This window comes from Noviherbaspirillum pedocola (genome assembly GCF_016632335.1).
Classification (GTDB): domain Bacteria; phylum Pseudomonadota; class Gammaproteobacteria; order Burkholderiales; family Burkholderiaceae_D; genus Noviherbaspirillum_A; species Noviherbaspirillum_A pedocola.
Genome location: NZ_JAEPBG010000043.1, coordinates 1 through 21454, shown reverse-complemented (window position 1 = coordinate 21454; position 21454 = coordinate 1). Strand labels below are relative to the sequence as shown.

Here is a 21454-nt window from a genome sequence, read left to right as displayed (position 1 = left end):
GTTCACCCCCGGCAAGCAGCCGCTAAAGCGGAATGGTCGTACGGGCGGTGAACTCAGCCTAGACGGGACCGCAGCTTGGTAGGAGGACCCGGCCGATAGTTGCAAACGTTCGCTTGGGCGCGGTATCCAGCGCCGTGAACGCAGAAGACCGAAATTTCTGGATTTATTACCGTATCGTCTTGTGCGAAATACGAAATACGATACGTTATACGATACGAAACTAAACATAGAGAGGAGAGCATGGGCAGACCAGCAAAAATCACGTATGAGCAAGTCGTTGCGGCCGCAGAGGCCATGATTAGCGAGACTGGCTCGTACACACTGGACGGTGTTCGCCAGCGCTTGGGCAATCAGGGCGGCGGCGGCACCATTCACAAGCACTTGAGCACTTGGCGGTCGATGAGTCCAAAGCCAGCCGCGCCCATGGCCGAGTTGCCGCAGGATGTCAATCGCGCCCTCAATAATTGGGCGACGCAAGCGGCAACCGCAGCGCGCGCCCACTCTGAGGAGCAGCTGTTGGCTGAACAGGCCAATTCAAACTCCCTGGCCGACGAGAATCAGCGCCTCGAGGATCTGCACGATGCATTGCGCGAGGAAATCGCTGACCTGGTGAGGGAGCGGGATCAGGCCCAAGCCACGAGCGCAGAGCGGCAGAAGGAAATCGACCGTCTTTTAGGCGAAGTTGACCGCGAGCGGACATTGGCCGGCAAGGCGCAGACAGAAGCGGCGGAAGCCCGTCTCGAAGTCAAATCGAATGCTCAGTACCTGGCAGAGACAAAGGCCGAGGTGGGCCGGCTGGGCGGCCTGCTCGATGCCGAACGCAAGGCGCTTTCGGAGGCGAGAACTGCGGCCGCGGTGTCCGATGCCGAACTGAAGAACGCACGGCACGATGCCGAGGCGGAACGCATGCGTGCGGACAGCCTGCAGAAGCGTCTCGACCAGGCGCAGGAATCGGACGTCAGATTGCGCGACGAGCTCGGGCAGCAGCTGCAGCAGGTTGCGGCGCTGACCGCGGCGCTCGAAGCCAGCAAGGCCGTTGTTCTTGAAACCGCTGAGCGGCTGAAGCGGCTGCAGGAACAGCTCGACCAGGCGCACACCGACAGCAGCGCCATGCATGCGGCGGATCAGGCGCGAATCGATCGTCTGGAAGAGGCGCGGCGGACTGAGGTTGCTCAGGCACGCGCCGAAGCCGATAAGGTCCGAGCAGACGCTGATAACGCCCGGCGCGAGGCGCAGGCAGATGCCGAGAAGGCCCGCCGCGAGGCGCAGGAAGCGCTGCTTCAGGTGGCGGATCTGCGCGGCAAGCTGGCACTGGCCGAAGCAAAGGCGGCCCGTCCTGAAGAGGCGGAGCAACAGGCCAAGAAATAACCGCCCCGCTACTGAATAGCTGATTGGTATCTATAAGGTATCCAGTAGCTACCGGATACCAGTTTGGTATCATCCATCACCCAAAATAAAGGAGAGGGTCAATGTCGAGAACTATCGTGTTCGCATCGCCCAAGGGCGGAGTCGGCAAGACCACCAGTTGTCTGCTGCTGGCTCAGATGCTCGCGCGCACCGGCGCCAAGGTGGCAATCATCGACGCGGACGGCCGTCATCGCTGCTCGCGGTGGATCAAAGACGAAAGCGGCGCCAGGCACGCAGGTATCCCGGAGAACATCCAAGTAGAGGACGCCGGCTCGGAAGACATCCAGGACAAGATTGAGGCAGCCGCGGCGACCGCGGATTATGTCCTGGTGGATCTTCAGGGGGCGGCGGATCTCACGATGTATGAGGCGATCCAGCTTTCGGACTTCGTTGTCATTCCGACCAAGCCATCGGACATGGACGTGGAAGAGGCGACCGCGACTATCCGGCTGATCTACAAGCATCAGAAGACAATCCAGAAGGCCGGCAACCCGGACTATCGCCTGCCCTTCGGCGTGCTGTTCACGATGACGAATGCAGCGCTGCGCAGCCGGACAATGAAGCACATCGAAGCCAATTTGATTGCGGCGCGCATCCCGATCTTTGAGACGGAAATCAACGAGCGCGACGCCTACCGGGCTTTCTATTCCTTCCGGACGACGCTTGACCAGTTGACGGAGAAGGAAGCGCCGAACGTCTCGAAGGCAATCGAGAACGCGGACCGGTTCGCGCGGGAGGTGTTAGACGCGGCGGCCGGGAAAAAGGATCTGACCCCGCCGGCGGCGGCAAACACGGGAGCGCAAGCATGAATACGCCCATCAGGAGCAACCCTGTCGGCATTCTCAACACGGACGATGACGATGACCTTGTGCCGGCACCTACGCCACGGCCGAAGCTCTCGAAAGAGCAGTCTGAGCAGATCGCACGCCAGCAAGGGTTTTCCCAAGGACTGCCGGCGACAGCTGCGCCTGCGCCGCGCAAACAGCGCCGGCACACAACGGGCCGGAATCAGCAAGTGAATGTAAAGGCCACGGCAGAGACCGTAGAGCGGTTCAACCGCATCGCCGATGAGTTGGGCGTGCCGCTCGGCGAAGTCCTGGCAAGGGCGCTGGACGCCTTGGAAAAGGCTGCTAGATAGCTGTTTGGTATCTGGTAGCTACCGGGTACCATGTAGATGCTTCGCCACTTCACTAAACTGTAGGCTGGGCCTCAGCCGGCCGTACTCGCCTACATCTCCTCCTCAAATCGAAGACATTCAAAGTGATGTCACTTTGTAGCTAAAATGACTTGCATTTGATGTCACGCAAGAATACAATCGATACCAGTAGGCTACCAAAAAGCTATCTGGTAGCTACCAATTAACTGAAGGAGAAAGCATGGACACCGGAGCCAGATTGGCACTGAGATTACCTGCGGACCTGAAGGAGTGGCTAAGACAACGCGCAGAGGCGAATTACCGTTCTCTCAATGCTGAGATCGTGGCAATCCTGGCGGCCGAGAAGCAAAGGGAAGTCGAAAAGAAAATGCAGTAAGGCGGATGCTGCCAGATAGGCAAATCCAGAAGGAATAGCCCGGTTGATGCCGGGGAGCGGCGGCAGGAGTGCGGGAACACCCCTACCACCTAATCACAATGCAACCTCGCGAAAGGCACTTGCACCATGACTAAGATCGATTCTAACAGCGCGAACAGCGCAAAGCCTGTAGTCACCCGTACATCCCTGTTCATGATTGCGAGCGACGGGGAAACCGCACTCGACCATCTGGAGCGCCTCCTAAAAATGTCGATGGCGAAGCTTGAGTCATTCGGCGAGTCCAGCGACAAGGAAGCAATACTGGCTGAAACCATGGATGCGCAGACACTGCTGGAGTCAATTGCGCTGTACCTCAAGCAAATTGAGGGGATGGTTGAGGCGGTCTACCTGCAATCGCAAGCCATGCCGCGCGATTACGAGGGAGAGAACGAAGTGGAATCGGAGGACAAGCAATGATGCCGGCTGCTGCGCCGGCCGCTCTGCCGGATCGCATTGAGGGTGATTTGTCTAACCGCAAGGATAGGCCCCACACCACCAGAAGCGTGATACGGACGGATAGTAGTACCCGCTTCGTACAAAATCCATCAAGTGAAGAGGTTCATATGAAGCACAGTGCAGTGCCATCATCGCGTCAAAAAGCATCTGCCGATGAGAAGCAAGGTTGCAACGGGAAAAATAAAATGGAACCGGCGTACCAAGAGTTCTGCTGGTATGGCGATGGCGTGCCTGCAACTGATCCGGGACTGCTGAAGCACGACATCCGGGATGTAAGCGATGGATTGGCCGTGGTTCTTGGCATGCTGGAAGCAAACGACTTGAACAAGCAAACAGGTATGAGGCCGCTATTCAGCGATCAGCATGCTTGCAAGCTGATGCGCATGACAATTGCCATGCAGCGGTTCATTACCGATGCGGTGGATCACCATATCGACGCGACCTGATGACAGGCCGGGCCAAGCAAGATATTCGTCCGGCACCACGAAACCGAATAGATCAAGTTCTGACATAGCTTTAGCGGGCGAAAAGTCGGCTCCTTCACCGACCTGGTCAGAACCCTTATTACATGAAGGGCGTTCGAAGGGGCGCAATGAAAAATCTGTTTGCCTATAAAGCGTGGCTACCGTTACCGGAAGCTGCGCAGTATTTATCCAAGGCTCTCGACTCTGCCGTGAGTGAAGCCGATATTTTGCGGCTGGCTTTGGATGAAAAATTGAAATTGTCTGTTTATGCCGTAGACGGGATCGTAGCTAGACGGTGGGCTAGGCTTGAAAACGATGATGATAAAGGGCGGGCTTGCATGACCATCGAAGTCAAAATAGACGGTAAATGCCAAGAATATTGCCCCACAAATGAAGTAGTCCACCTCATGCCAGACAAAGTGCTGGATTTGTTAATGTTCGGGAGTGAGCGGTTGGTTGTGCTGCAACGTCATCAGGAGTTACTTGGCTTGCCAAATTCAGAGGTTGGGTTGGAGGCGAGAGCCGGCAAGCGGGGAGGTTGGTATTTTGTGACCCCTAATAGAGATGTTTTTCAGCCCGAGGCATTCGACCCCAGTAATGACGCTTGGAACGCAAGATTTGCACATCCGCGTCGCCTTGCATGGACAACACTCAATGACGAGTATCCATTTGTTGTTCGCACGACCGCTCTCGAAGAATTGATCAGGTCTGTTACAGGTTCTAAGCCAAATAGCGCTTCAGCAAGCGAACAGCCAAGGCCGGCCGAGATTGTCCAGCAAGCCGACAGTCAGGAAAGCGATGCTGCACGCACATGGCAGGACGAGGCGAGACTGGAAGCCGATCAAATTTGCATAGAAGCAGGCCGGCATGGATACCGCTTGGCCAAAGAGCAGGTAGCGGAAAAGGTTTCTGAGCGGCTTGCCAAGCGAGGCATTGAAGGGCCGCGAGGTCCGCTGACTGGCCAGAATATCCGGCGGGAGGCGCTGCAGGGTAGTCAGTGGAAGTATCCGAAATTACCACTCGGGGAAGCCGGGGAAACCGGGGAACAGGAAAAATAAAAGAGTCGTTTCGGGCATAAACGCCTGAGACCGAATAACGGCGGAGCTTTTGAGCTCTCGCCGTTTTTTATTGGTGCGATGTTTCCCGGTTTTCCCGGCCGTTAAATGGCTTCCATACCGTAACGCATAAAGAGCTACGCGGGGCTACCTTCAAGGGTGCTTACATGGAAGCAGAAGTAAAGAATCAGGACGTACTGAAATCTCCGGGACAGGCCGCAGGATTTCTCGGGGCTTCTATTCAGACATTGGCAAACTGGCGCGCTACCGGACGCTATTCGCTGCCGTATGTAAAAGTCGGCCGCCTAGTCCGCTATCGCGAGTCCGATCTGGTGGCATTCATCGCAGCTAATACGGTTGCTCCTCAATCCGTACGTGAGGCATGAGGCGACCATGACCAATGAAAAAAACAAAGCCCGCGGGAGGGCGGGCTTCGATGTCGCTGCAGGCGGGCAGGCCAAGGCGACCAAGAAAAAGAAACTGCGATATAGCGGCGCCAATGTTATCAAGAAAGTTCTGCGCGAGATAGACCAGAAAGGTCTTCGGCTGCGCAGCACTGCGTCGGATACGCAGCTCGAGACGCTGCCGAAGGTGTTGCAGCATTTCGGCGCGCGCGGGCTGTCGACGTATGAAGGCCAAGCAGCCGGATATCTGCGCATCGCGACTCGCGTTAAGGAGCTGAAAGCAACCTGGGACATTGTCACCCTTCGCGAAGACGTAATCGGCCCGGACGGTTTGTTCCACAAGAATGTCGGCCGCTATGTCCTACTCGGTAAGCGCAAGGATCTGCCGCCAGCGCAGGAGCAGCAACCGCTCGACCTAGGAGGCGCATGATGCAGTTCCTCAAGGTCAAGAACTGGGAGCAGTTCCAGCACTACGGCAAGCGTAATCCGCCGTGGATCAAGTTGCATCGCGCCTTGCTCGATGATTACGCGTTCTGCGCGCTGCCCGATGTAGCCAAAGGGCACTTGGTCTTGCTGTGGGTGCTCGCCAGCCAGAACAACGGCATGGTTCCTGTTGACGTGCCATTCCTTGAGCGGAAGCTGTCATGCGCCGGTATCGACCTGAACCTTTTCATCGAAAGAGGGTTCTTGGTTCGGCAAGGTGGAGGTGCTAGCGCATGACGAACGCCTCACATGCTAGCAACGCGCTAGCAGCATGCTACCCGCTTACTTGCAACTCAGAAGAGTGTGCTAGCAACTTACTTGCAACTCAGAAGAGAAGAGAAGAGGAGAAGGTAAAGGCGAAAAACCAGCCCAGCCAGGCGGTCGGGATTTTGGGCAATGCGCTTACGCTGCGGCCGTATCAGGCGCAGGCAGTCCAAAACCTTCGCATCGCCCTGGCCGGGGGTGATGGGCGACTAATCCTTTGCTCGCCAACCGGCAGCGGCAAGACCGAAATGGGCATGGCATTGGTCAAAGGTGCCCGAGCCAAGGGGAAGCGCATCGCCTTTTTGTGCAATCGCATCCATTTGGTCGAGCAAACATCCCGACGTTTCGACAAGGCCGGCATTGCGCATGGGGTGATTCAGGGCGGGAACACGACCCGGACATATGAGAACGTCATTGTCGCCAGTATCCAGACCGTCGCGCGCCGCGGGCTGCCCGATGTGGATCTGCTTCTGATCGATGAAGCGCATACCGTCGCCGGCAGCAAGGATTACCGCGCCGTCATCAAGGCCGCCAAATGCCCCGTCATCGGGTTATCGGCAACGCCTTATGCCCGAGGCCTTGGCAAGCATTACGACGAGCTTGGCGGCGCTCTATTCGAGCAGATGATCGTGGCGGCGACGATTCCGGAATTGATCGCGGAAGGCTTCCTGGTGGATTGCGATGTGTACGCACCATCGGAACCGGACATGACCGGCATCAAGCAGTCCCGGAACGCATTCGGCGAGATGGACTACAGCGACGCTGATGTGGGGCGTGCGGTCGACAAGCCCGAGCTCGTGGGCGACATCGTGAGCCACTGGATGCGGCTTGCCAAAGGGACGCCGACTGTGTGCTTCGCGTCGAACATCGCGCACAGCAAGCACATCGTGGAGAAATTCCGGGCTGCGGGCGTGCCGGCCGAACACATCGACTGCTACACCGACGAGGAGGAGCGCAAAGCCATCCTGCGGCGCATCGAGACGGGCGAGACGCTGGTTATCTCCAATGTCGGCATCCTGTGCGAGGGTTGGGACTTCCCGGCCTGCAAAACGCTGATCCTGGCCCGCCCGACGCGATCGCTGATCCGGTATATCCAGATGGCCGGCCGGGTACTGCGTCCGCATGAGTCCAAGCAGCGCGCGCTGATCCTCGACCACTCGGGCACTGTTACCCGCCTTGGCTTTCCGACCGATGAATTTCCGCTGGAACTAGATGACGGCAAGCCGAAAACATCGTCAGCAGCGCCAGCGCCACGGGAAAAGCCGTTGCCGAAGGCGTGCCCGAAATGCGCGTACATGAAGACGGTCCACACCTGCCCGGTGTGCGGCTTCGCTCCTGAGCGGCAATCCGATGTCGAGGTGCTGGACGGCGAGCTGGTCCTGCTAGATCGGAAGAAGCGCAAGGCATCGAAGATGGACAAGCAGCAGTTCTATTCGGAGCTGATCGGGTACGCCAGCACGAAGGGATACCGGGATGGCTGGATCGCGCACAAGTACCGGGAATACTTCGGCGTGTGGCCGCGCGGCCTGGATAGCGTCGCATCCGAACCGAGCGTGGAAGTGAAAAACTTCCTCAAGCATCTGCAGATCCGTCATGCCAAGTCGGCAGGAGGTGCGCATGCTGCAGCTTAAACCGCGCACCGCAGACCAGGCTGTCGGCCGCTGGCCCGGCATCCTGCAAGGCCTCGGCGTTGATCCGAAGTACCTGCGCAACAAGCACGGCGCCTGCCCCGCATGTGACGGCAAGGACCGCTATCGCTTCGATGACAAGGAAGGGCGCGGCACCTGGTACTGCTCGCACTGCGGCTCAGGCGATGGTTTCCGGTTGCTGCAGCGAGTGTTCGGATGGGATTTCAAACGCGCGGCGGCCGAGGTGGACAAGATCGTGGGCACCGTGGCGGCCGGCGCCATCCACCAGGAGCGCACCGACGAGGAGAAGCTGCGCATCCTGCGCGCGGCATGGACGGCAAGCCGGGCAGTCACTAAGGGCGACCCGGTGTGGACGTACCTGAACCGGCGTGTCGGCCTCGAGGTGATCCCGGCAGACATCCGGTTCCATCCGGGCATGCCGCACAGCGACGGCGACACCTTCCCGGTGATGCTGTCCACCATGCGATACCCGGACGGCACCGCGGCATCGATCCATCGAACCTACCTCACCGAGGATGGGCACAAAGCGCCGGTGAAGGACGCAAAGAAGTTCATGCAGGGCAAACCGCTGCAAACGGCCGCTGTAAGGCTTTCGGGTAGCGGTCCGAGGATTGGTATTGCAGAGGGCATAGAAACGGCTCTGGCGGCCTCTATGCGATTCCAGACGCCTGTTTGGGCTGCGACGAATGCCGTACTGCTCGAAGCATGGGTTCCGCCTGCCGGCGTGCAGTCGGTTCTGATCGCCGGCGACAACGACGCCAGCTACACCGGGCAGTCCGCCGCGTTCGCCTTGGCTCGGCGCCTGGTGCGGGACGGGTACGCGGTCGAGATCCAGATTCCGGAGGCGACGGGAAAGGATTGGGCCGATGCTGGTATCTAAGCCATTCCTCCGCGACTTCGCCTATCTCGCCAACCGGTACGGATGGACTCCTGCCGACATCGGGGAGATGAAGGCAGCCATCCGGGCAAACGAGGATGTCGGCCGGCGCTACATCACGACGCTGGCAGCAGCTCACCGCGCCGGATACGAGCAAACCCCGGAAAACGGGTTCATGCGTCTCGATGTCTGGTGCGCAGAACGCGGCTGGACATCCTTCGATGATCCGGAGGGCGCATGCAATCAATAGCCATCCTCGAAATCCTCGAAGGGCTGAACACGATGGACGTCGACCAGTCGGCGAAGCATCAATTCCAGCAGCTTGTCCGGGCGGTTGCATCGTCGCACGGCGTGTCATGGGTTGAGCGCCAGGACAGGACCGCATTCGCAAGGGACTTGCTCGCCAACCGGGTTTCCCGCCCCACTGTGCGGGAGCGGTTGATTGCGCGTTTCGGCGTGTCCCGGACACATGCGTATCGAATCATCGATGAGGCGCTTCAACTGTCCCAAAACGACCCCGATTTTGGGACGACATGCGGGTGTAATGGTGATGTGAATAACCAATCAAGGAGTGGCACATGCAAGTAGCAGCGAACACCGATCTTGCGCGGTCGGCGGCTCGGAAGATGGCAACCGGCGCAATGATGACGCTTAGCGAGACGGCGGCGTATTACGGCATTTCGGAGCAGACGGTGCACGCGCTGCCGCTGCCGAGTATCCGCCTCGGCCGCCTCTTGCGCTTCGATCCGAAAGACGTGCGTGAACTCATCGACGCATGCAAAGAAGCCGCGATCTGCCCGCATAAGCAGACATGCGCAGGAATCGGATTAACGCCTTCCGGCGTTCTGTCCTGCGCCGATCGTGTTGCACAAGCCAATGAAGGAGGCAAGGCATGAGCTTTGAAGCGTATTCAGTCTACGTAAAAATCCAGCTGGTTGACGGCGTAAGCCGTGGGCTGCTGGGCCTAACCGGGCACTTCCAGCGACTCAACGCACAAACGAACGCGGCGCAGCGTGGCTTGGATCAATACGGTGCAAAACTGCTGCAGCTACATCGCCAGCTAGGGAACGCAAAGAACTTCGGCCTACTCGGCGGCGCAATGGCTGGCGTCGGCTTCGGCATGATGGGCATGCTGAAAGGCCCGCTTGATGAGGCGCGCAAGTTCCAGACCGAGGTTGCGAAGTTCTCCGCCCTCGGCTTTGGCGACGGGGTGACTTCCCAGGCGGTGAAGTTCGCCCAAGGGATGAACGTCATGGGCCAGTCTGCCCGCGACAACATGAAGCTGCTGCGCGAAGCGGTCAGCATCACCGGCAGTCTTGATCATGCCGAGGAAATCGCGCCAGTCCTCGCCAAGATGAAGTTCGGCATTGAGTCAGTCATGAGCAAGGGCGGGCGCGGAGCAGGCCACGGCGAGCAATCCGAACGCATGTTCATGGACCTCATCAAAACCGGCGAGCTGCGCGGCGCGCTGAAGGACATGGACAAGTTCAAAGCGGTGGCGAACCTTGCCACGCAAGCCTATGTTGCATCGGGCGGCCAAGTGAAGCCCGGCGACTTCCTGCAAATGATTAAGACCGGCGGCACGGCGGCCAAGACCATGAACGATCAAGCGTTCTGGTTCTCGTCCTTGCATACGATGCAGGAAATGGGCGGAAGCCGTACCGGAACCGCGCTTATGTCGGCGTACCAAAACCTCGTCATGGGGCGCACTACGCAGCAGGTTGCCGAAGAACTGGCAAAGGCAGGTTTCATTGACCAGACGATGCTCCGGTACGGCAAGACGGGCCACATAACTAAGGTTCTCCCCGGCGCGCTCACCCAGGCGGAAGCGTTCAAGGCAAACCCGTTTCACTACATGACCGAGGTTATCGAACCGGCCTTGCGCGCCAAAGGCTTGAACGATGCGCAGATTCAGAACGAGCTGCAAAAGTACGCGAGCAACCGGACCGCGCTCTCGCTGCTAGATACGATGTTCCGCGAGCGATCCAACATCGCACGATCCGAAGCGCAAGCATCGCGAGCGATGGGCATCGATGGCCTGTACCGGCTTGGGAGCGGCACTTACGACGGCAAGGAACTGGAACTGCGGGCGCGATGGGCCGATGCGCAGCGGGAGTTTGGAAACACCATCCTGCCGCTTGCGATCCGGGGGCTAGACAAGATGAATGCGGCGCTGAAGACCTTCACTATCTTTGCCCGAGAAAACCCAGGCACGATAAAAGCGCTTACAGGCGCATTCATTGGCTTGGGTGGTGCGCTGTTATTCGGCGGCACCGTTGCGGGCCTTGCGAGCGCGTTTAAAGGCTTGCAGGCGGTTGGAACGGTTGCCTCCCTGGCCTTCGGTGCGGCGGGCGGCACAAGCGGCCTAATTGGCGCAATCGGCGCTCTGGCAAGTCCTATCGGAATCGCGGTTGCTGCACTCGGCACGCTCGCGGCGGCGGCCTACGCCTTGCGTCCGATCTCGCAGGGTGAGATTGACGCGGTGAAGGATGGCGGCGGCGTGCGCTTGACTGCCGGCGCAGCCTCTCGCGTCAAGGCTTTTGGCATCGATGGCAAAGGGGTCGCGCCTCTGCCTGGTCACCTCGGTAGTGGAACGGCGATCAATAACACGATCGTCCTTCCGAACGGCGAGGTTCTGGCCCGCATAGTGACTCAGCATCAGGCAAAAGAGTGGCGACGCCAGCCGACCGGAGCGCGAGCGGTTGACCCGACAGCCGCCCTGTTCCCTGTTTCTGCTTCGCTGGGGTACTGACATGCGAGCGGTCACGCAAAAGGAGCTTGATGCTCTCGTGCTGGCCGCTGAGACCGTGCGCCATGAAGGCGCGCGGCTCTCTCAGCTTGCCATCAACGTGAATACGGTAACGCTCGGCATGGTTGCCGATGGCCGGCCGGCCGATGCGGTTGTCTTCGGTGCGGGCGCGGTGGAAGCCATCGAGGCGGAAAAGAATCGGATGTATGCCGACTTCGAGCGGGCGGCCTTCAACTTCACCGGCGAACCACGCCTGCCTGGCGAAGATGCCGAAGGCTACTTCTACCGCATCGCAAGCATGACGGAAGCGGAAACCCTGCTTTCCCCGATCCGCAATGGATTGCGGCTTGAACTGTGGAGGAAACATTGAAACCGAAGAAAAAGATCGATGCAGGCCAAGTGGAAGACTTGGCGAGAAAGGGCTTGAGCCGGCGCGAAATCGCGGCCAGCTTGGGAGTTTCGGAGCGAAAGCTGTATCAGGACCAGAAGATTAATGCAGAAATTGCAGAAGGAATTGAACGTGGGCGCGCGCGCGGGGTGGAGCGCGTAACGGCGAAGCTGTGGGAGGCCATCGAGGATGGCAATCTGAAAGCCATCATGTTCTATCTGAGGTGTCGCGCTGGATGGTCTGAGAATGCGGCGCCAGAAGAAGGCGGTGGCGACATCAACCGCATCGAGATAAGTATTGTTCGAGCTGGTGAAAGGCCACAACAAGGGTGATTTCGGTATCCGGCGCTGTTAGCGAAAGTTAGTAGCGTCGGCGATCTGCTAACAGACCAAAAACAGGCCGGAAAAGGATGGGTATCTATCTGCCGGCCATTGGCTTGGCTTCGAAGATCCATCTGCTGCCAACGTAGAAAATAGGCGATCTACGGAAAAGGACTGATGTGCACTGCGGAGAAAAAAGAAGATTTTGTTTCCGATATGGTTTCGTTATGGAAATGATATGTTTATTATTCGAGACTATAGTTCTTCCAGGGATGGTTATGAGAAAAATAATAGTTCTCTCGATTTTTTTTGCTCTGGTCGGATGTTCCGATGAGAGCGAAAAGCATGTCAACGCAACGCCTGAAATGGTCGCTGCTGCTAACCCTGGGCCGGCGGCAAATTACGTCCCTCCTGTTTATACGCCTCCACCAAAGCCATCACATCTCTACTCGATGGAAGAGGATGGCGAGTATGGATATGAGCCTGGCATAAGCGAGAACGATGAAAAGAGCGGGACGAAGGCGCAGGCCTTGATAATGGTCCGCTACTTAGGCGAATCAAATGGCGTGCATTCGGTTCAGGTCGGTGACGCAAATGTTCGCCAAGTGACATCATGTAAGCTGCCATGCGAGTTTGTAAAAAATAAAACCTATGTCGCCGGCACATTGGTAAAAACAGAAACAATGCGAGCGGCCGAGGGCTCCATTGTTTGGGCGGTAATGCAAGATATACAAAATGGGGAACTGAAACCCTACGGCAAACATAAGGGATGAGGTCTGTGGCTTTACTCAATGCGCCCACCAATTGCGGCACATCCCATGATCCGGAAAAGTGTCGAATTTCGACACTTCGACATCGCCGGCGGATATACGGCGAGAAATCATGATGTCATGGTACCAAGGTAGCTTGATACCAAGTTGGCTTTATCACTCGGCAGATAGATCTCACAGTGAGACCTGTCGAGTTATTAGAGTCCAGAAAAGGGGGGGCGGCGCCCGGAGCCAATCCCGGACTGTATTCGCCGGGGTGCGTCGCTACACCTCTACGGTGCACACTATGTCCCGGCGGCTTCAGCGCCCGACTAGCGCACCGCAGGCGCATTCTACTGTACAAAAAGACAGTGAAAAGATCCCGTGGATCTTTCGATGCACGGGATCAAAGAGATTGCGCCCGGCTCATGGAGCGCGCAGTCAATATGCTCTCAAGAATGTTGCAAGTAAAGCAATGTAAATAATAGAAACATTTCTACGGCACTATTGGACGCCTGACGATATCAGGCAGCAGCCGTTTCCGGTTTTGCAATCCGGGCGATGCTCAAACGGAAAATGCCGTACTGTCGCGCCAGCTCGCTGATGCTCGCGCCGCCCCGGTGCTTCGCAACGATTTCCGCGCGCTGAGCGTCCTTGGTTTTCTTCGGACGGCCGAGCACCTTTTTTTCCGCCTTTGCCCTGGCGAGGCCGGCTTGGGTACATTCCACCAGCAGATCGCGCTCCATCTCACAGACAGCGGCCAGCATCGCCAACATCACCTTTCCGACCGGCAGGCCAGATCCAGACTGCCGAGCTGCACAACGATAACCTTGATGTTGCGGGCGGCCAGTGCCTTGACCGTAGCTTCAACCTCCAGCACATCGCGGCCCAATCTGTCCAATTTGGACATTACCAGTGTTTCGCTGTCGTGGATCTGATCCAGCATCCGTGAGAACTGCGGCCGCTGGCTTGCCTATACCTTCCCGAACACGCCTTCGTCGGCATACCAGTGCTCGACCTTGTGCCCGGCGCGCTCGATCGCGAGCTTGGGTTCTCGACGATTGATTTACTTCCTCACGTATTGGCGGCCTCTTCTATCAGTCTATTAGACGCGCGGTAACAGAAATCCATCTCATGCCTATTCATTTCCCTAGAGAAATCAAGATTCACTAAGTGGGCTAAATTGATTAATTGCAACTTCATTGATGTAAACCAGTGTCGGTAATGATTACAAAATTTTAACCTTTTTGTTTTTGAATTTATCTATGTCATTGTTTTTAATAAAAATATTCTAGCTGGCAAAGTTGTTGCTATATCTATTCTGTCGAAAAAATATTAAATAGCGACACCAGCGAAGATCAGGGGGGCACGTCTACATCGTTAGATGGCTTTACGCGGTAAACACTTATTCCTGGAAGGTAATATGAAAAAAGTTATCAGCAAGACCCTGTTGGCATGTGCACTGACTGGCGCATTCGCTATGGCAAGCACCGGCGCATTTGCGCAAACCACGACCAACCCGTTCCCGTATTTCAGCGTCAACGAAAGCGCTGCAAATCCGGCTGCGGCCAATATGTTGACGGCTGACAAAATCACCGGCAACTATGACGAAATCATTACCTTCAGCGGCAATACCTTCAACGTGTCGTTGCTGTGGAATGCCGGCCAGTTCGTCACCAACAACGGCACTACCCCGGTCGCATCGCATCTGTCCCCGACCGGTGGATCTTCGAACCAATACGGCCTCTATGCGCTGTACCAAGGTAACGGCACTTTCAGCACCTCGGGCGGCGTGACCACCTTCAACTTCGCACCAGGCGGCAACCTGTCGGTGTTCACCGATCCGAACTCCAACACCACCTTCAACAAGCCGGCGAACGGTTCGACTGCTTGGACCACTGGCAATAGCAGCGACGATGTCCTGATCGCCACCGGCATCCCAACCTCGGGCCAAGGCACGCTGAACCCGTCGCTGTCTACCTGCGGAAGCGCCGGCGGTTCCGGCATCAACTGCGGCAGCTTTGGCTCGTCGACCACCTTCAACCTCACCTCGAACGGCAGCAAATACTTTACCTCGCCGAACCCGTTCTACAACGTGTCCTTCCAGTCGGGCCAGCTCAACAATTTCTCGCCGACCGGTACGCAAGAAATTAACGGTTCCATGGACGTGGTCTTTGGCGTTCCTGAGCCGACCAGCGTCGCACTGATCGGCCTTGGTCTGTTTGGTCTTGGCATGTCGCGTCGCAAGAAGCAAGCGTAAGCTGATCTATTGGTTTTCCAGAGCGTTAGGTTTGCCGCAGCGATAAAAATCGCTGCGGCTTTTTCACAGTGTGGTTATCTGCGGTACGCTGGCTTTGGCGTTGATGGGATGGGAAGAACGGCGAACTCATACGGTGCGTGCGCTGCCTTTCTCTATAGGGCGAGATTAGCTTCGTCCACCGCATCCTCCGTACTACTGAAGATCTTAGTAAGTTGAGGCTGAGTAGCCGGTACGCGCGCGATCGTCTACCGTGTTGTGTTGAACTGCCGGACAAGCTGCGTCACAGGAATGCCCTCGCCAAGCTGACGCAGGGCTGTGATTTATTTAAGCTTGAGCACTTTCCGGCTTCGCGATCCTCATGATCGTGGCGCGGGACACACCATGCAGGCGCGACAGTTCGCTGATTGATGCGCCAGCCTGATGGCGAGCGATGATGTCGGCGCGCTGCTCTAGCGTGGTGGTGCTAGGACGGCCGAGGGTCTTGCCTATCTTCTTTGCTCTAGCCAGTCCTGCTTGAGTGCGCTCCACTAAGAGATCGCGTTCCATCTCGGCGACAGCGCTGAGCATGGTCAACATCATCTTGCCGGCGGTGGAGGTCAGATCCAGCTTCCCGAGTTGCAGCACGATTACCTCGATGCGGCGCGCGGCCAGCATCTTGATCGTGGTGCCGACATCCAGCGCATCGCGGCCGAGCCGATCCAGCTTCGACACCACCAGCGTCTCGCCATCCCGGATTTGGCCGAGCATCTTCGCGAACTGTGGGCGCTGGCTGGCCGAGACTTTCCCAGAGATTCCTTCATCCGCATACCAGTAATCGACGGCATACCCTGCCCGCTCGATTTCCAGCCGCTGATTCTCGGCGGACTGATCCTTGGTGCTCACCCGACCGTATGCGAAGACTGCCATGTTGTTCTCCCGGTAATTTTCTTGTGCTCGACTGTTCAAAAACATGTTCAATATAGTGTGCACTGTTCATAATAGCAATCCCTATATTGTGAACAGTGATTGAGTGTCATCTAGTGTGCTGTGCAAAAACGATCGTTTTTGAGCGGCAGACAAAACTAAACTCTGGTTCAAATTTTTCAGAGGGACAGTACACTTCGCGCATTGCTGAAATACCAATGGTGAGCACATGGCTCTAAGGCGCGATGAACACGAATGCAGAGCCTACGCGGCGGAACGCGCAATCAAAGCAATCCAAAGAATGAGTCGCCTAGACTCAACAGCTTCCATGGTGGAAAAAGAGCAAGCTTTCCGTTGGATAAAGCGATGGATTGCCCGAGCGGCTGGCCGGCAGAGCGTTTGATAACACCCCAATCCATAAACGCACTGTATTGGAGCTAGGCGTCATAAAAAAAGCCCGCTTACGAGGCGGGCCAAGCTTCTTCCCAGTGGGAAGAGAGGAGACCAGCGTTTTGCCGCAAGTCTCGTACCAGATGCTTCACATCAAGTTTCATCGCCACACAAGCCCAAACAAAAAGATGCCGCAGGTCACAGGGCCTGCGGCAAGGGCCTGAGATAGCCCGATCCAGCCATCTCAGAGGAAGCATTGGTGTGGCCCCACGGACGCCGCGACGGCTGAATACTGTTAGCAGGAGTGCGCGCGGTGTCGGGGCCACTTCTGCTTCGTGTATGCCGCTTTGGCGTCGTTCCTACTGCTCAGCCAATAAAGGCAATGAGTGCCGATCAAAACAATTCTTGTCCGGGCAAGGTGTTCGTGTTTGCCATGTATTCAGAGGGCGCCTACAAAATGAGCAGGACTTACACACAAAATCCGTGCGCAACTCTGTTGATAACAGGGTGGCAATCTTCTCAAGCTGCTAATTCACATGGGAAATTCTGGGCTGCTCAAAAAACGATGTTGCCGCCAATACACAGCTTTCCCATCGATCAGTCCACAGCAATTCCGTCCGCCTGACTCACAGCTCGTCCGCAGCCTTGTCCTTGGCTAGGCGGTGAGCGTTTCCGTATCACCTTACCTTACGCGTAGGGCACGGCGCTGGCGCCAGGTATTTGCCGTTTCCTTTCGGCAGCAGGGCGCCCCTCTTCAAGAGTTTTGCTATCTATTGCCTCTCTGCCGTCCTATACACAGCGTTCCTTTTTGAACATGCCTTATAGCCCGCTGTGAATGGGATTTTTACGTTTGTCCATTCGTTTGTGCCGCGGAGTCTGCGATGGAACAACATCAATATTTGATGCTCTAAGTAACTACAAAAGTCCGTGGTACTATCCCGCACGTTCAATGGAGTGAACATGAAATTCCGGATTGCGACATTTACTCAGCATGTAACTGGGATCGGCATTATTGCCGAGACCCCGTCGCGCGAGTCACGGTCGCGTCCCGTTCCGCAAAGGGATGCTTCCACTCGTGAAATGTTTGCCAAGCTCAGAAATCAAGAGTTTTCGGCAGACTCAGTGCATCAAGCATTCACTAAAGCTTTAGCCGTTAAACGTGGCTGAGTCGATGGTTTTCTGATGCGGGTCATCATGACTCAGGTCCTTCAGCAGTCGTTGCTGAAGGTTGAAATCGATCCTGCCCAGTTTCAGGAGAAGTTTGCTGCCTGGAAGAGCCTTGGCCCAGCTCGCGCGGATGACGACTATAACTTCGGAAAAGATGGGTTCTATGCGAGACCTCTTGTCAACGGCAAGATGATCTTAAAGCATGTGCATTTGGTCCCTGAAAACGACCCCGAAGCTTTGGCCCGGTGGGATCGTGATTGGGAGAAATATCGTCGTCGCTCAAGTGATAATGCCTTGATATATGCAGAGGATAAGCTCTACGGATGCTTGCTCATCACAGCCCTTTGGTCTCCCGACGCTCATCAGATTCCAGAAATGAAGACTCAACAACACCGCGAGCTTATGAATAGTTTTGCTTAGGTAGCAGAGCATTTCATTCATACTGGAGAGGCGTTAGTTTAGTCTTGGCGCAATTCAAAGAAACGGGAGCCCGCTGCGTGCGGGCTTTTTTGCGTTCAAACCTTGTCGCTTACAGCTGGCTAGAGTGACATTTTTGCCGAACAGCATCGTAAGCAGCGCGCTCTTCTTCCGTGACTTTCGTTGATAGCTTTTCGCGCAACCAAGCGGCACTGGTCTCGATATCCTGCAGCCTCTTCAACATCTCTTCCTCAGACGCAGTGGGTTTTGTTAGCTATTCAGCATTGGTCTGGATTTGGACGATCCGCCGCACGATTTCCACCATGCCAGCGTAAATTAGTTGTTCACTCATGGTGTGCATTCCCGCAGTCGTGAAGATATTTGACAACTACAAAGGATAGCCGGAAAAGGCGCCCGCTAAGTTCCATTTAGTTTGGGTGAGCGTTCCCGTATCACCTCACCTTCCTCGCAGAAACTTCGCGCCAGAATCAAAAAACGGTCCGGACATCCCGTAAGCGGGAAAATTTTCGTGCAGCATCGTGCATGATGGTTAGAAGAAGGCGGCGGCGCTCCGATGGTTTGCCCATTCTTCGCACTGCTGCCCACTGACTTCCGCGCAGTCGGAAGAAGTCGGGCAAGCCAGTGCGAAGAATGGGCCGAGTGCAATGTTTTGGTCGACGCGATAGCGGCGGGCAAAACGAGCCGGGGCATAACGCAGGCTGCGTAGCGGCCGGGGCAAACGGGAGGCGGTCATGCAAGAGTACGAGACGATCAAGCGCGCTAGGGCGATGCTGCAAGCGAGCCGGACCGAGCCGGCCGAGCGCACCGTGGCAACGTACAAGCGACGGGGCGAGCTGCTGATGCAGACGCCAAAGGGGCAGCACGCGAGCCGACTGGATGCGGTGATCGCTAAGGCAAAGCGGAGCAAAAGCGCATCGACCTGGTTTGGGAATCGGGCCGCATTGATGTTCGGAATACGGCGGGGGATAGAGGCGGCGCTATCCACACAGGACAAAATGCAGCGCGAACTGAAGTCGGAGAATGTCCCGGAAAACGATATCCGGTGGCAGGAGTGGCGCGACATCGTGGCAAAGGTAAGCTCATCTATGCAATGGATCGAGCGGCTGCAGAATGAACCTGGACCTCCGGTTGGCGAAAGGAAGCCACGGCACAGCAAGCGCAAGGATTTGCGCGGGCTGCCCGACGACTGGCGCGAGCGGATCGTGGCAAGAATGCCCAAGTATCGGCTTGCGGTGCTGGCTCAGGCAGTCACCGGATGCCGGCCGGAAGAACTGGTGTCCGGGGTGCAGTTGGAGATCCGGGGCGGCCAGCTCGTAGCAACGATCGACGGGGTGAAGGTATCCGAGAAGTCCGGCCAAGAGTGGCGGCGGTTGTCTTGGCCGATCGACAGCGCCAGCCCATTGATCCGGGATCTGGTTCGCGAGGTCGAAGCCGGCGCCAGCCTCGCGCAGATCCGGGATGCGAAGGCATACTCGGGCGCAATGCGCGCTGCAGGCGCGCGAGCCTGGCCGCGGCGGAAAGCGACCGTGACACCGTACTGCCTGCGTCATGCAGCTGCGAGCGACTTCAAAGCGTCCGGAATGGACTCGGCTTCGATTTCAGAAGCGCTTGGGCACTCTTCCGAAGTCACCAAAAAATATTACGGATCGTGGCACCAGGCGCGCGGGGGATCGGTCGCGCCTCAGTCAGTCGAGGCCGCCCGGAAATTGAAAAGGGATTACGGAATCAAAAAATCCCGCTGAAACTATGTATCCGCACACACAACTGCACATTTCGTGTTTAGAATGACCAGATGCAAGCGTTGAAACAGTTGACCATCAAAAAGATTCGGGAGCTGCCGCCTGAAATGGCCGGCGGTCCGTGGACCGTTGTCGAGGTCGAAAGAGGTTTCAATGCGCGCTGTGGCGATTACGTGCTGTACAGCGTGAACAGTCACAAGCCGCGCTTGTTCCGAAGCCTGGACACGGCATTCAGGAACCTGCGTGACGAATTGGGAGTAAAGGAATTTAGGGTCGAAGCGAAAAATTAGCGGACCTAGAAACACAAAAGCCGCCCTGGCAGGCGGCTGATGTGCGGTCCAAGGGACCGGTACTCGAAACTCTTGTCTAGGGAGTGAGTACCGGCAGGTTATCACGGCCGGGGAAATCCATGCAATATCGTGTACACGATAAACCATTGATCGCGCCCCAATGTTGGGGCGCGCGTGTTATCAACAGATAAAGTTCGGGCTGATCCACCAGCTCAACTATCTCTCTTCACATCTGAGCGGCTGCCCCATCGCCCGTATTGCACGGACGACTATGAGACGGGGACATGGCCGCGCCAGCTGAGCAATGCGCTCCAGAAGCGCTATATCCAGCCGAACCCGCCAGCGGTGCGCTTCCGCCTGCTGTTTGACGTCGACCGCCGCGGCGGCGCGCATGCGTGGATGGACGCCAGTTTGGCGGCGCCGAACTGGGCGGCGACCAATCCAGCAAACGGCCATGCCCACCTCTGCTATGAGATCGACATCCCGATTGCAGTAGATCCGTTTGTCGAGCGCGCGCCGGTCCGGTTTGCTGCGGCGATCGAATGCGCCTACCGCGAATCGATGGGCGCGGATGCTGGCTATTCCGGGCACCTCTGCAAGAACCCGACTCATTCACACTGGATCACGACCACGTTCCGCCAGGACGGCTATTCGCTGCAGGAGCTGAGCGAATACATCCCGGACCTGAACCGTTTCAACGACAAGCGCAGGAAGCTTCCTGAATACGGACTCGGGCGGAACGTCACGCTGTTCAACCGGCTGCGCCTATGGTCATACAAAGCGATCAACGAGCATCGCGGCGGCGATTTCGACGCCTGGCACGGGCTCGTGCAGGACAAGGCGCGAGCCTACAACGATTTCGCTTCCCCGATGGACTGGAATGAGGTCAAGCACACGGCAAAGAGCGTGGCGACATGGGTGTGGCGGCATGCGCCGGCCAGTGCGATCCGCTTCTCCAGGTTGCAGGCTGAGCGCGGCTCCGCAAGGCATGAGCGGTTCAAAGAAGAACACGGAATCGTCGCGTATGAGCGCGAGCAGGCGAAGGCGGCACTGGCCGGCGCCGGAGCAAAAAGGGCTCGTACCGAGGCAAAGATCCGCGAGGCCGTAGCCGTACTCACTGAGCGTGGAGAACGCGTCTCCATGCGCGCCTTGGCATCGCTTACGGGCATGGGGAAATCTGCCATCGCCGAGGCGTACAAGCGTCTCTTCCCTGTTCCGGAGGTGTCCGGTTAGCCAGCCATAATCAGAGACAGCCCCGGAGGGGATGGTTCTGGGGGTTGCTTTTGGCTGTTTGTATTTCCGGGGTTCACCCCCGGCAAGCAGCCGCTAAAGCGGAATGGTCGTACGGGCGGTGAACTCAGCCTAGACGGGACCGCAGCTTGGTAGGAGGACCCGGCCGATAGTTGCAAACGTTCGCTTGGGCGCGGTATC

General features: G+C 57.2%; 28 protein-coding genes. 25 read left to right on the top strand and 3 right to left on the bottom strand.

Going from position 1 to position 21454, the window contains the following annotated elements; translation table 11 throughout:
* Positions 1-240: 240 nt before the first annotated feature.
* The 19 genes from JJB74_RS31925 (at position 241) to JJB74_RS31835 (ending at position 12860) form a co-directional block, all read left to right on the top strand.
* The gene (locus JJB74_RS31925) at positions 241-1368 is read left to right on the top strand and encodes a DNA-binding protein (protein WP_200598594.1); all 1128 of its coding nucleotides are present in this window, start codon (positions 241-243) and stop codon (positions 1366-1368) included.
* A gap of 116 nt (positions 1369-1484) precedes the next feature.
* Positions 1485-2216: a ParA family protein gene (locus JJB74_RS31920; protein ID WP_200598593.1), complete on the top strand. Its 732-nt coding sequence runs from the start codon at positions 1485-1487 to the stop codon at positions 2214-2216.
* Positions 2213-2545, top strand: coding sequence for a hypothetical protein (locus tag JJB74_RS31915; RefSeq protein WP_200598592.1), 333 nt, complete (start codon positions 2213-2215; stop codon positions 2543-2545). Before JJB74_RS31920 ends, JJB74_RS31915 begins: the two co-directional genes overlap by 4 nt.
* 238 nt (positions 2546-2783) lie before the next feature.
* Positions 2784-2939 (top strand): Arc family DNA-binding protein, encoded by a 156-nt coding sequence (locus JJB74_RS31910; protein WP_200598591.1) that lies wholly within the window; start codon positions 2784-2786, stop codon positions 2937-2939.
* Between the two features lie 126 nt (positions 2940-3065).
* Positions 3066-3395 (top strand): hypothetical protein, encoded by a 330-nt coding sequence (locus tag JJB74_RS31905; RefSeq protein ID WP_200598590.1) that lies wholly within the window; start codon positions 3066-3068, stop codon positions 3393-3395.
* A complete protein-coding gene (locus JJB74_RS31900) occupies positions 3392-3880 on the top strand; it encodes a hypothetical protein (RefSeq protein WP_200598589.1) in 489 nt (162 codons plus the stop codon). Before JJB74_RS31905 ends, JJB74_RS31900 begins: the two co-directional genes overlap by 4 nt.
* A 146-nt stretch (positions 3881-4026) precedes the next feature.
* Positions 4027-4956, top strand: a complete 930-nt coding sequence (locus tag JJB74_RS31895) for a hypothetical protein (protein ID WP_200598588.1) — start codon at positions 4027-4029, stop codon at positions 4954-4956.
* A 164-nt stretch (positions 4957-5120) separates the two neighbouring features.
* Positions 5121-5339, top strand: a complete 219-nt coding sequence (locus tag JJB74_RS31890) for a helix-turn-helix domain-containing protein (protein WP_200598587.1) — start codon at positions 5121-5123, stop codon at positions 5337-5339.
* A gap of 7 nt (positions 5340-5346) precedes the next feature.
* Positions 5347-5787: a hypothetical protein gene (locus JJB74_RS31885; protein ID WP_200598586.1), complete on the top strand. Its 441-nt coding sequence runs from the start codon at positions 5347-5349 to the stop codon at positions 5785-5787.
* Positions 5784-6077, top strand: coding sequence for a hypothetical protein (locus JJB74_RS31880; RefSeq protein WP_200598585.1), 294 nt, complete (start codon positions 5784-5786; stop codon positions 6075-6077). The genes JJB74_RS31885 and JJB74_RS31880 overlap by 4 nt, the downstream gene beginning before the upstream one ends.
* Positions 6074-7735, top strand: coding sequence for a DEAD/DEAH box helicase (locus tag JJB74_RS31875; RefSeq protein WP_200598584.1), 1662 nt, complete (start codon positions 6074-6076; stop codon positions 7733-7735). The genes JJB74_RS31880 and JJB74_RS31875 overlap by 4 nt, the downstream gene beginning before the upstream one ends.
* Positions 7722-8633, top strand: coding sequence for a DUF7146 domain-containing protein (locus tag JJB74_RS31870; protein ID WP_200598583.1), 912 nt, complete (start codon positions 7722-7724; stop codon positions 8631-8633). Before JJB74_RS31875 ends, JJB74_RS31870 begins: the two co-directional genes overlap by 14 nt.
* Entirely contained in the window at positions 8620-8880 is a 261-nt protein-coding gene (locus tag JJB74_RS31865; RefSeq protein ID WP_200598582.1) for a hypothetical protein, read from the top strand. The genes JJB74_RS31870 and JJB74_RS31865 overlap by 14 nt, the downstream gene beginning before the upstream one ends.
* Positions 8868-9218 carry a hypothetical protein gene (locus JJB74_RS31860; RefSeq protein ID WP_200598581.1) on the top strand — a complete coding sequence of 117 codons (351 nt, stop codon included), beginning with the start codon at positions 8868-8870 and terminating at the stop codon, positions 9216-9218. The genes JJB74_RS31865 and JJB74_RS31860 overlap by 13 nt, the downstream gene beginning before the upstream one ends.
* Entirely contained in the window at positions 9209-9526 is a 318-nt protein-coding gene (locus JJB74_RS31855) for a helix-turn-helix domain-containing protein (protein ID WP_200598580.1), read from the top strand. Before JJB74_RS31860 ends, JJB74_RS31855 begins: the two co-directional genes overlap by 10 nt.
* Positions 9523-11382: a phage tail tape measure protein gene (locus JJB74_RS31850; RefSeq protein ID WP_200598579.1), complete on the top strand. Its 1860-nt coding sequence runs from the start codon at positions 9523-9525 to the stop codon at positions 11380-11382. Before JJB74_RS31855 ends, JJB74_RS31850 begins: the two co-directional genes overlap by 4 nt.
* A gap of 1 nt (position 11383) precedes the next feature.
* Positions 11384-11749, top strand: coding sequence for a hypothetical protein (locus JJB74_RS31845; RefSeq protein ID WP_200598578.1), 366 nt, complete (start codon positions 11384-11386; stop codon positions 11747-11749).
* Positions 11746-12099, top strand: a complete 354-nt coding sequence (locus JJB74_RS31840) for a hypothetical protein (RefSeq protein ID WP_200598577.1) — start codon at positions 11746-11748, stop codon at positions 12097-12099. The genes JJB74_RS31845 and JJB74_RS31840 overlap by 4 nt, the downstream gene beginning before the upstream one ends.
* Positions 12100-12365: 266 nt before the next feature.
* Positions 12366-12860: a hypothetical protein gene (locus JJB74_RS31835; protein ID WP_200598576.1), complete on the top strand. Its 495-nt coding sequence runs from the start codon at positions 12366-12368 to the stop codon at positions 12858-12860.
* A gap of 500 nt (positions 12861-13360) precedes the next feature.
* On the opposite strand, the gene JJB74_RS33845 is transcribed toward JJB74_RS31835, so the two are convergent.
* Positions 13361-13603: a hypothetical protein gene (locus JJB74_RS33845; RefSeq protein WP_267913233.1), complete on the bottom strand. Its 243-nt coding sequence runs from the start codon at positions 13601-13603 to the stop codon at positions 13361-13363.
* An 8-nt stretch (positions 13604-13611) separates the two neighbouring features.
* Complete coding sequence (locus JJB74_RS33840) at positions 13612-13782, bottom strand: recombinase family protein (RefSeq protein WP_267913231.1); 171 nt, start codon at positions 13780-13782, stop codon at positions 13612-13614.
* Positions 13783-14259: 477 nt separating this feature from the next.
* On the opposite strand from JJB74_RS33840, the gene pepA reads away from it, so the two are divergent.
* Positions 14260-15096, top strand: coding sequence for a flocculation-associated PEP-CTERM protein PepA (gene pepA, locus JJB74_RS31825; protein ID WP_200598575.1), 837 nt, complete (start codon positions 14260-14262; stop codon positions 15094-15096).
* Positions 15097-15420: 324 nt separating this feature from the next.
* On the opposite strand, the gene JJB74_RS31820 is transcribed toward pepA, so the two are convergent.
* Positions 15421-16002: a recombinase family protein gene (locus JJB74_RS31820; protein ID WP_200598574.1), complete on the bottom strand. Its 582-nt coding sequence runs from the start codon at positions 16000-16002 to the stop codon at positions 15421-15423.
* Positions 16003-17349: 1347 nt separating this feature from the next.
* Between JJB74_RS31820 and JJB74_RS31815 the strand changes: the two genes are divergently transcribed.
* From JJB74_RS31815 to JJB74_RS31795, 5 genes are all read left to right on the top strand, one after another.
* Positions 17350-17556, top strand: coding sequence for a hypothetical protein (locus JJB74_RS31815; RefSeq protein WP_200598573.1), 207 nt, complete (start codon positions 17350-17352; stop codon positions 17554-17556).
* Between the two features lie 27 nt (positions 17557-17583).
* Positions 17584-17976, top strand: a complete 393-nt coding sequence (locus tag JJB74_RS31810) for a type II toxin-antitoxin system YafO family toxin (protein WP_200598572.1) — start codon at positions 17584-17586, stop codon at positions 17974-17976.
* A 749-nt stretch (positions 17977-18725) separates the two neighbouring features.
* On the top strand, positions 18726-19736 hold the full coding sequence (locus JJB74_RS31805; protein WP_200598571.1) for a site-specific integrase: 1011 nt from the start codon (positions 18726-18728) through the stop codon (positions 19734-19736).
* Between the two features lie 50 nt (positions 19737-19786).
* On the top strand, positions 19787-20023 hold the full coding sequence (locus JJB74_RS31800; RefSeq protein ID WP_200598570.1) for a hypothetical protein: 237 nt from the start codon (positions 19787-19789) through the stop codon (positions 20021-20023).
* A 174-nt stretch (positions 20024-20197) separates the two neighbouring features.
* Positions 20198-21256, top strand: a complete 1059-nt coding sequence (locus JJB74_RS31795; protein WP_200598569.1) for a replication initiation protein — start codon at positions 20198-20200, stop codon at positions 21254-21256.
* Positions 21257-21454: the final 198 nt, after the last annotated feature.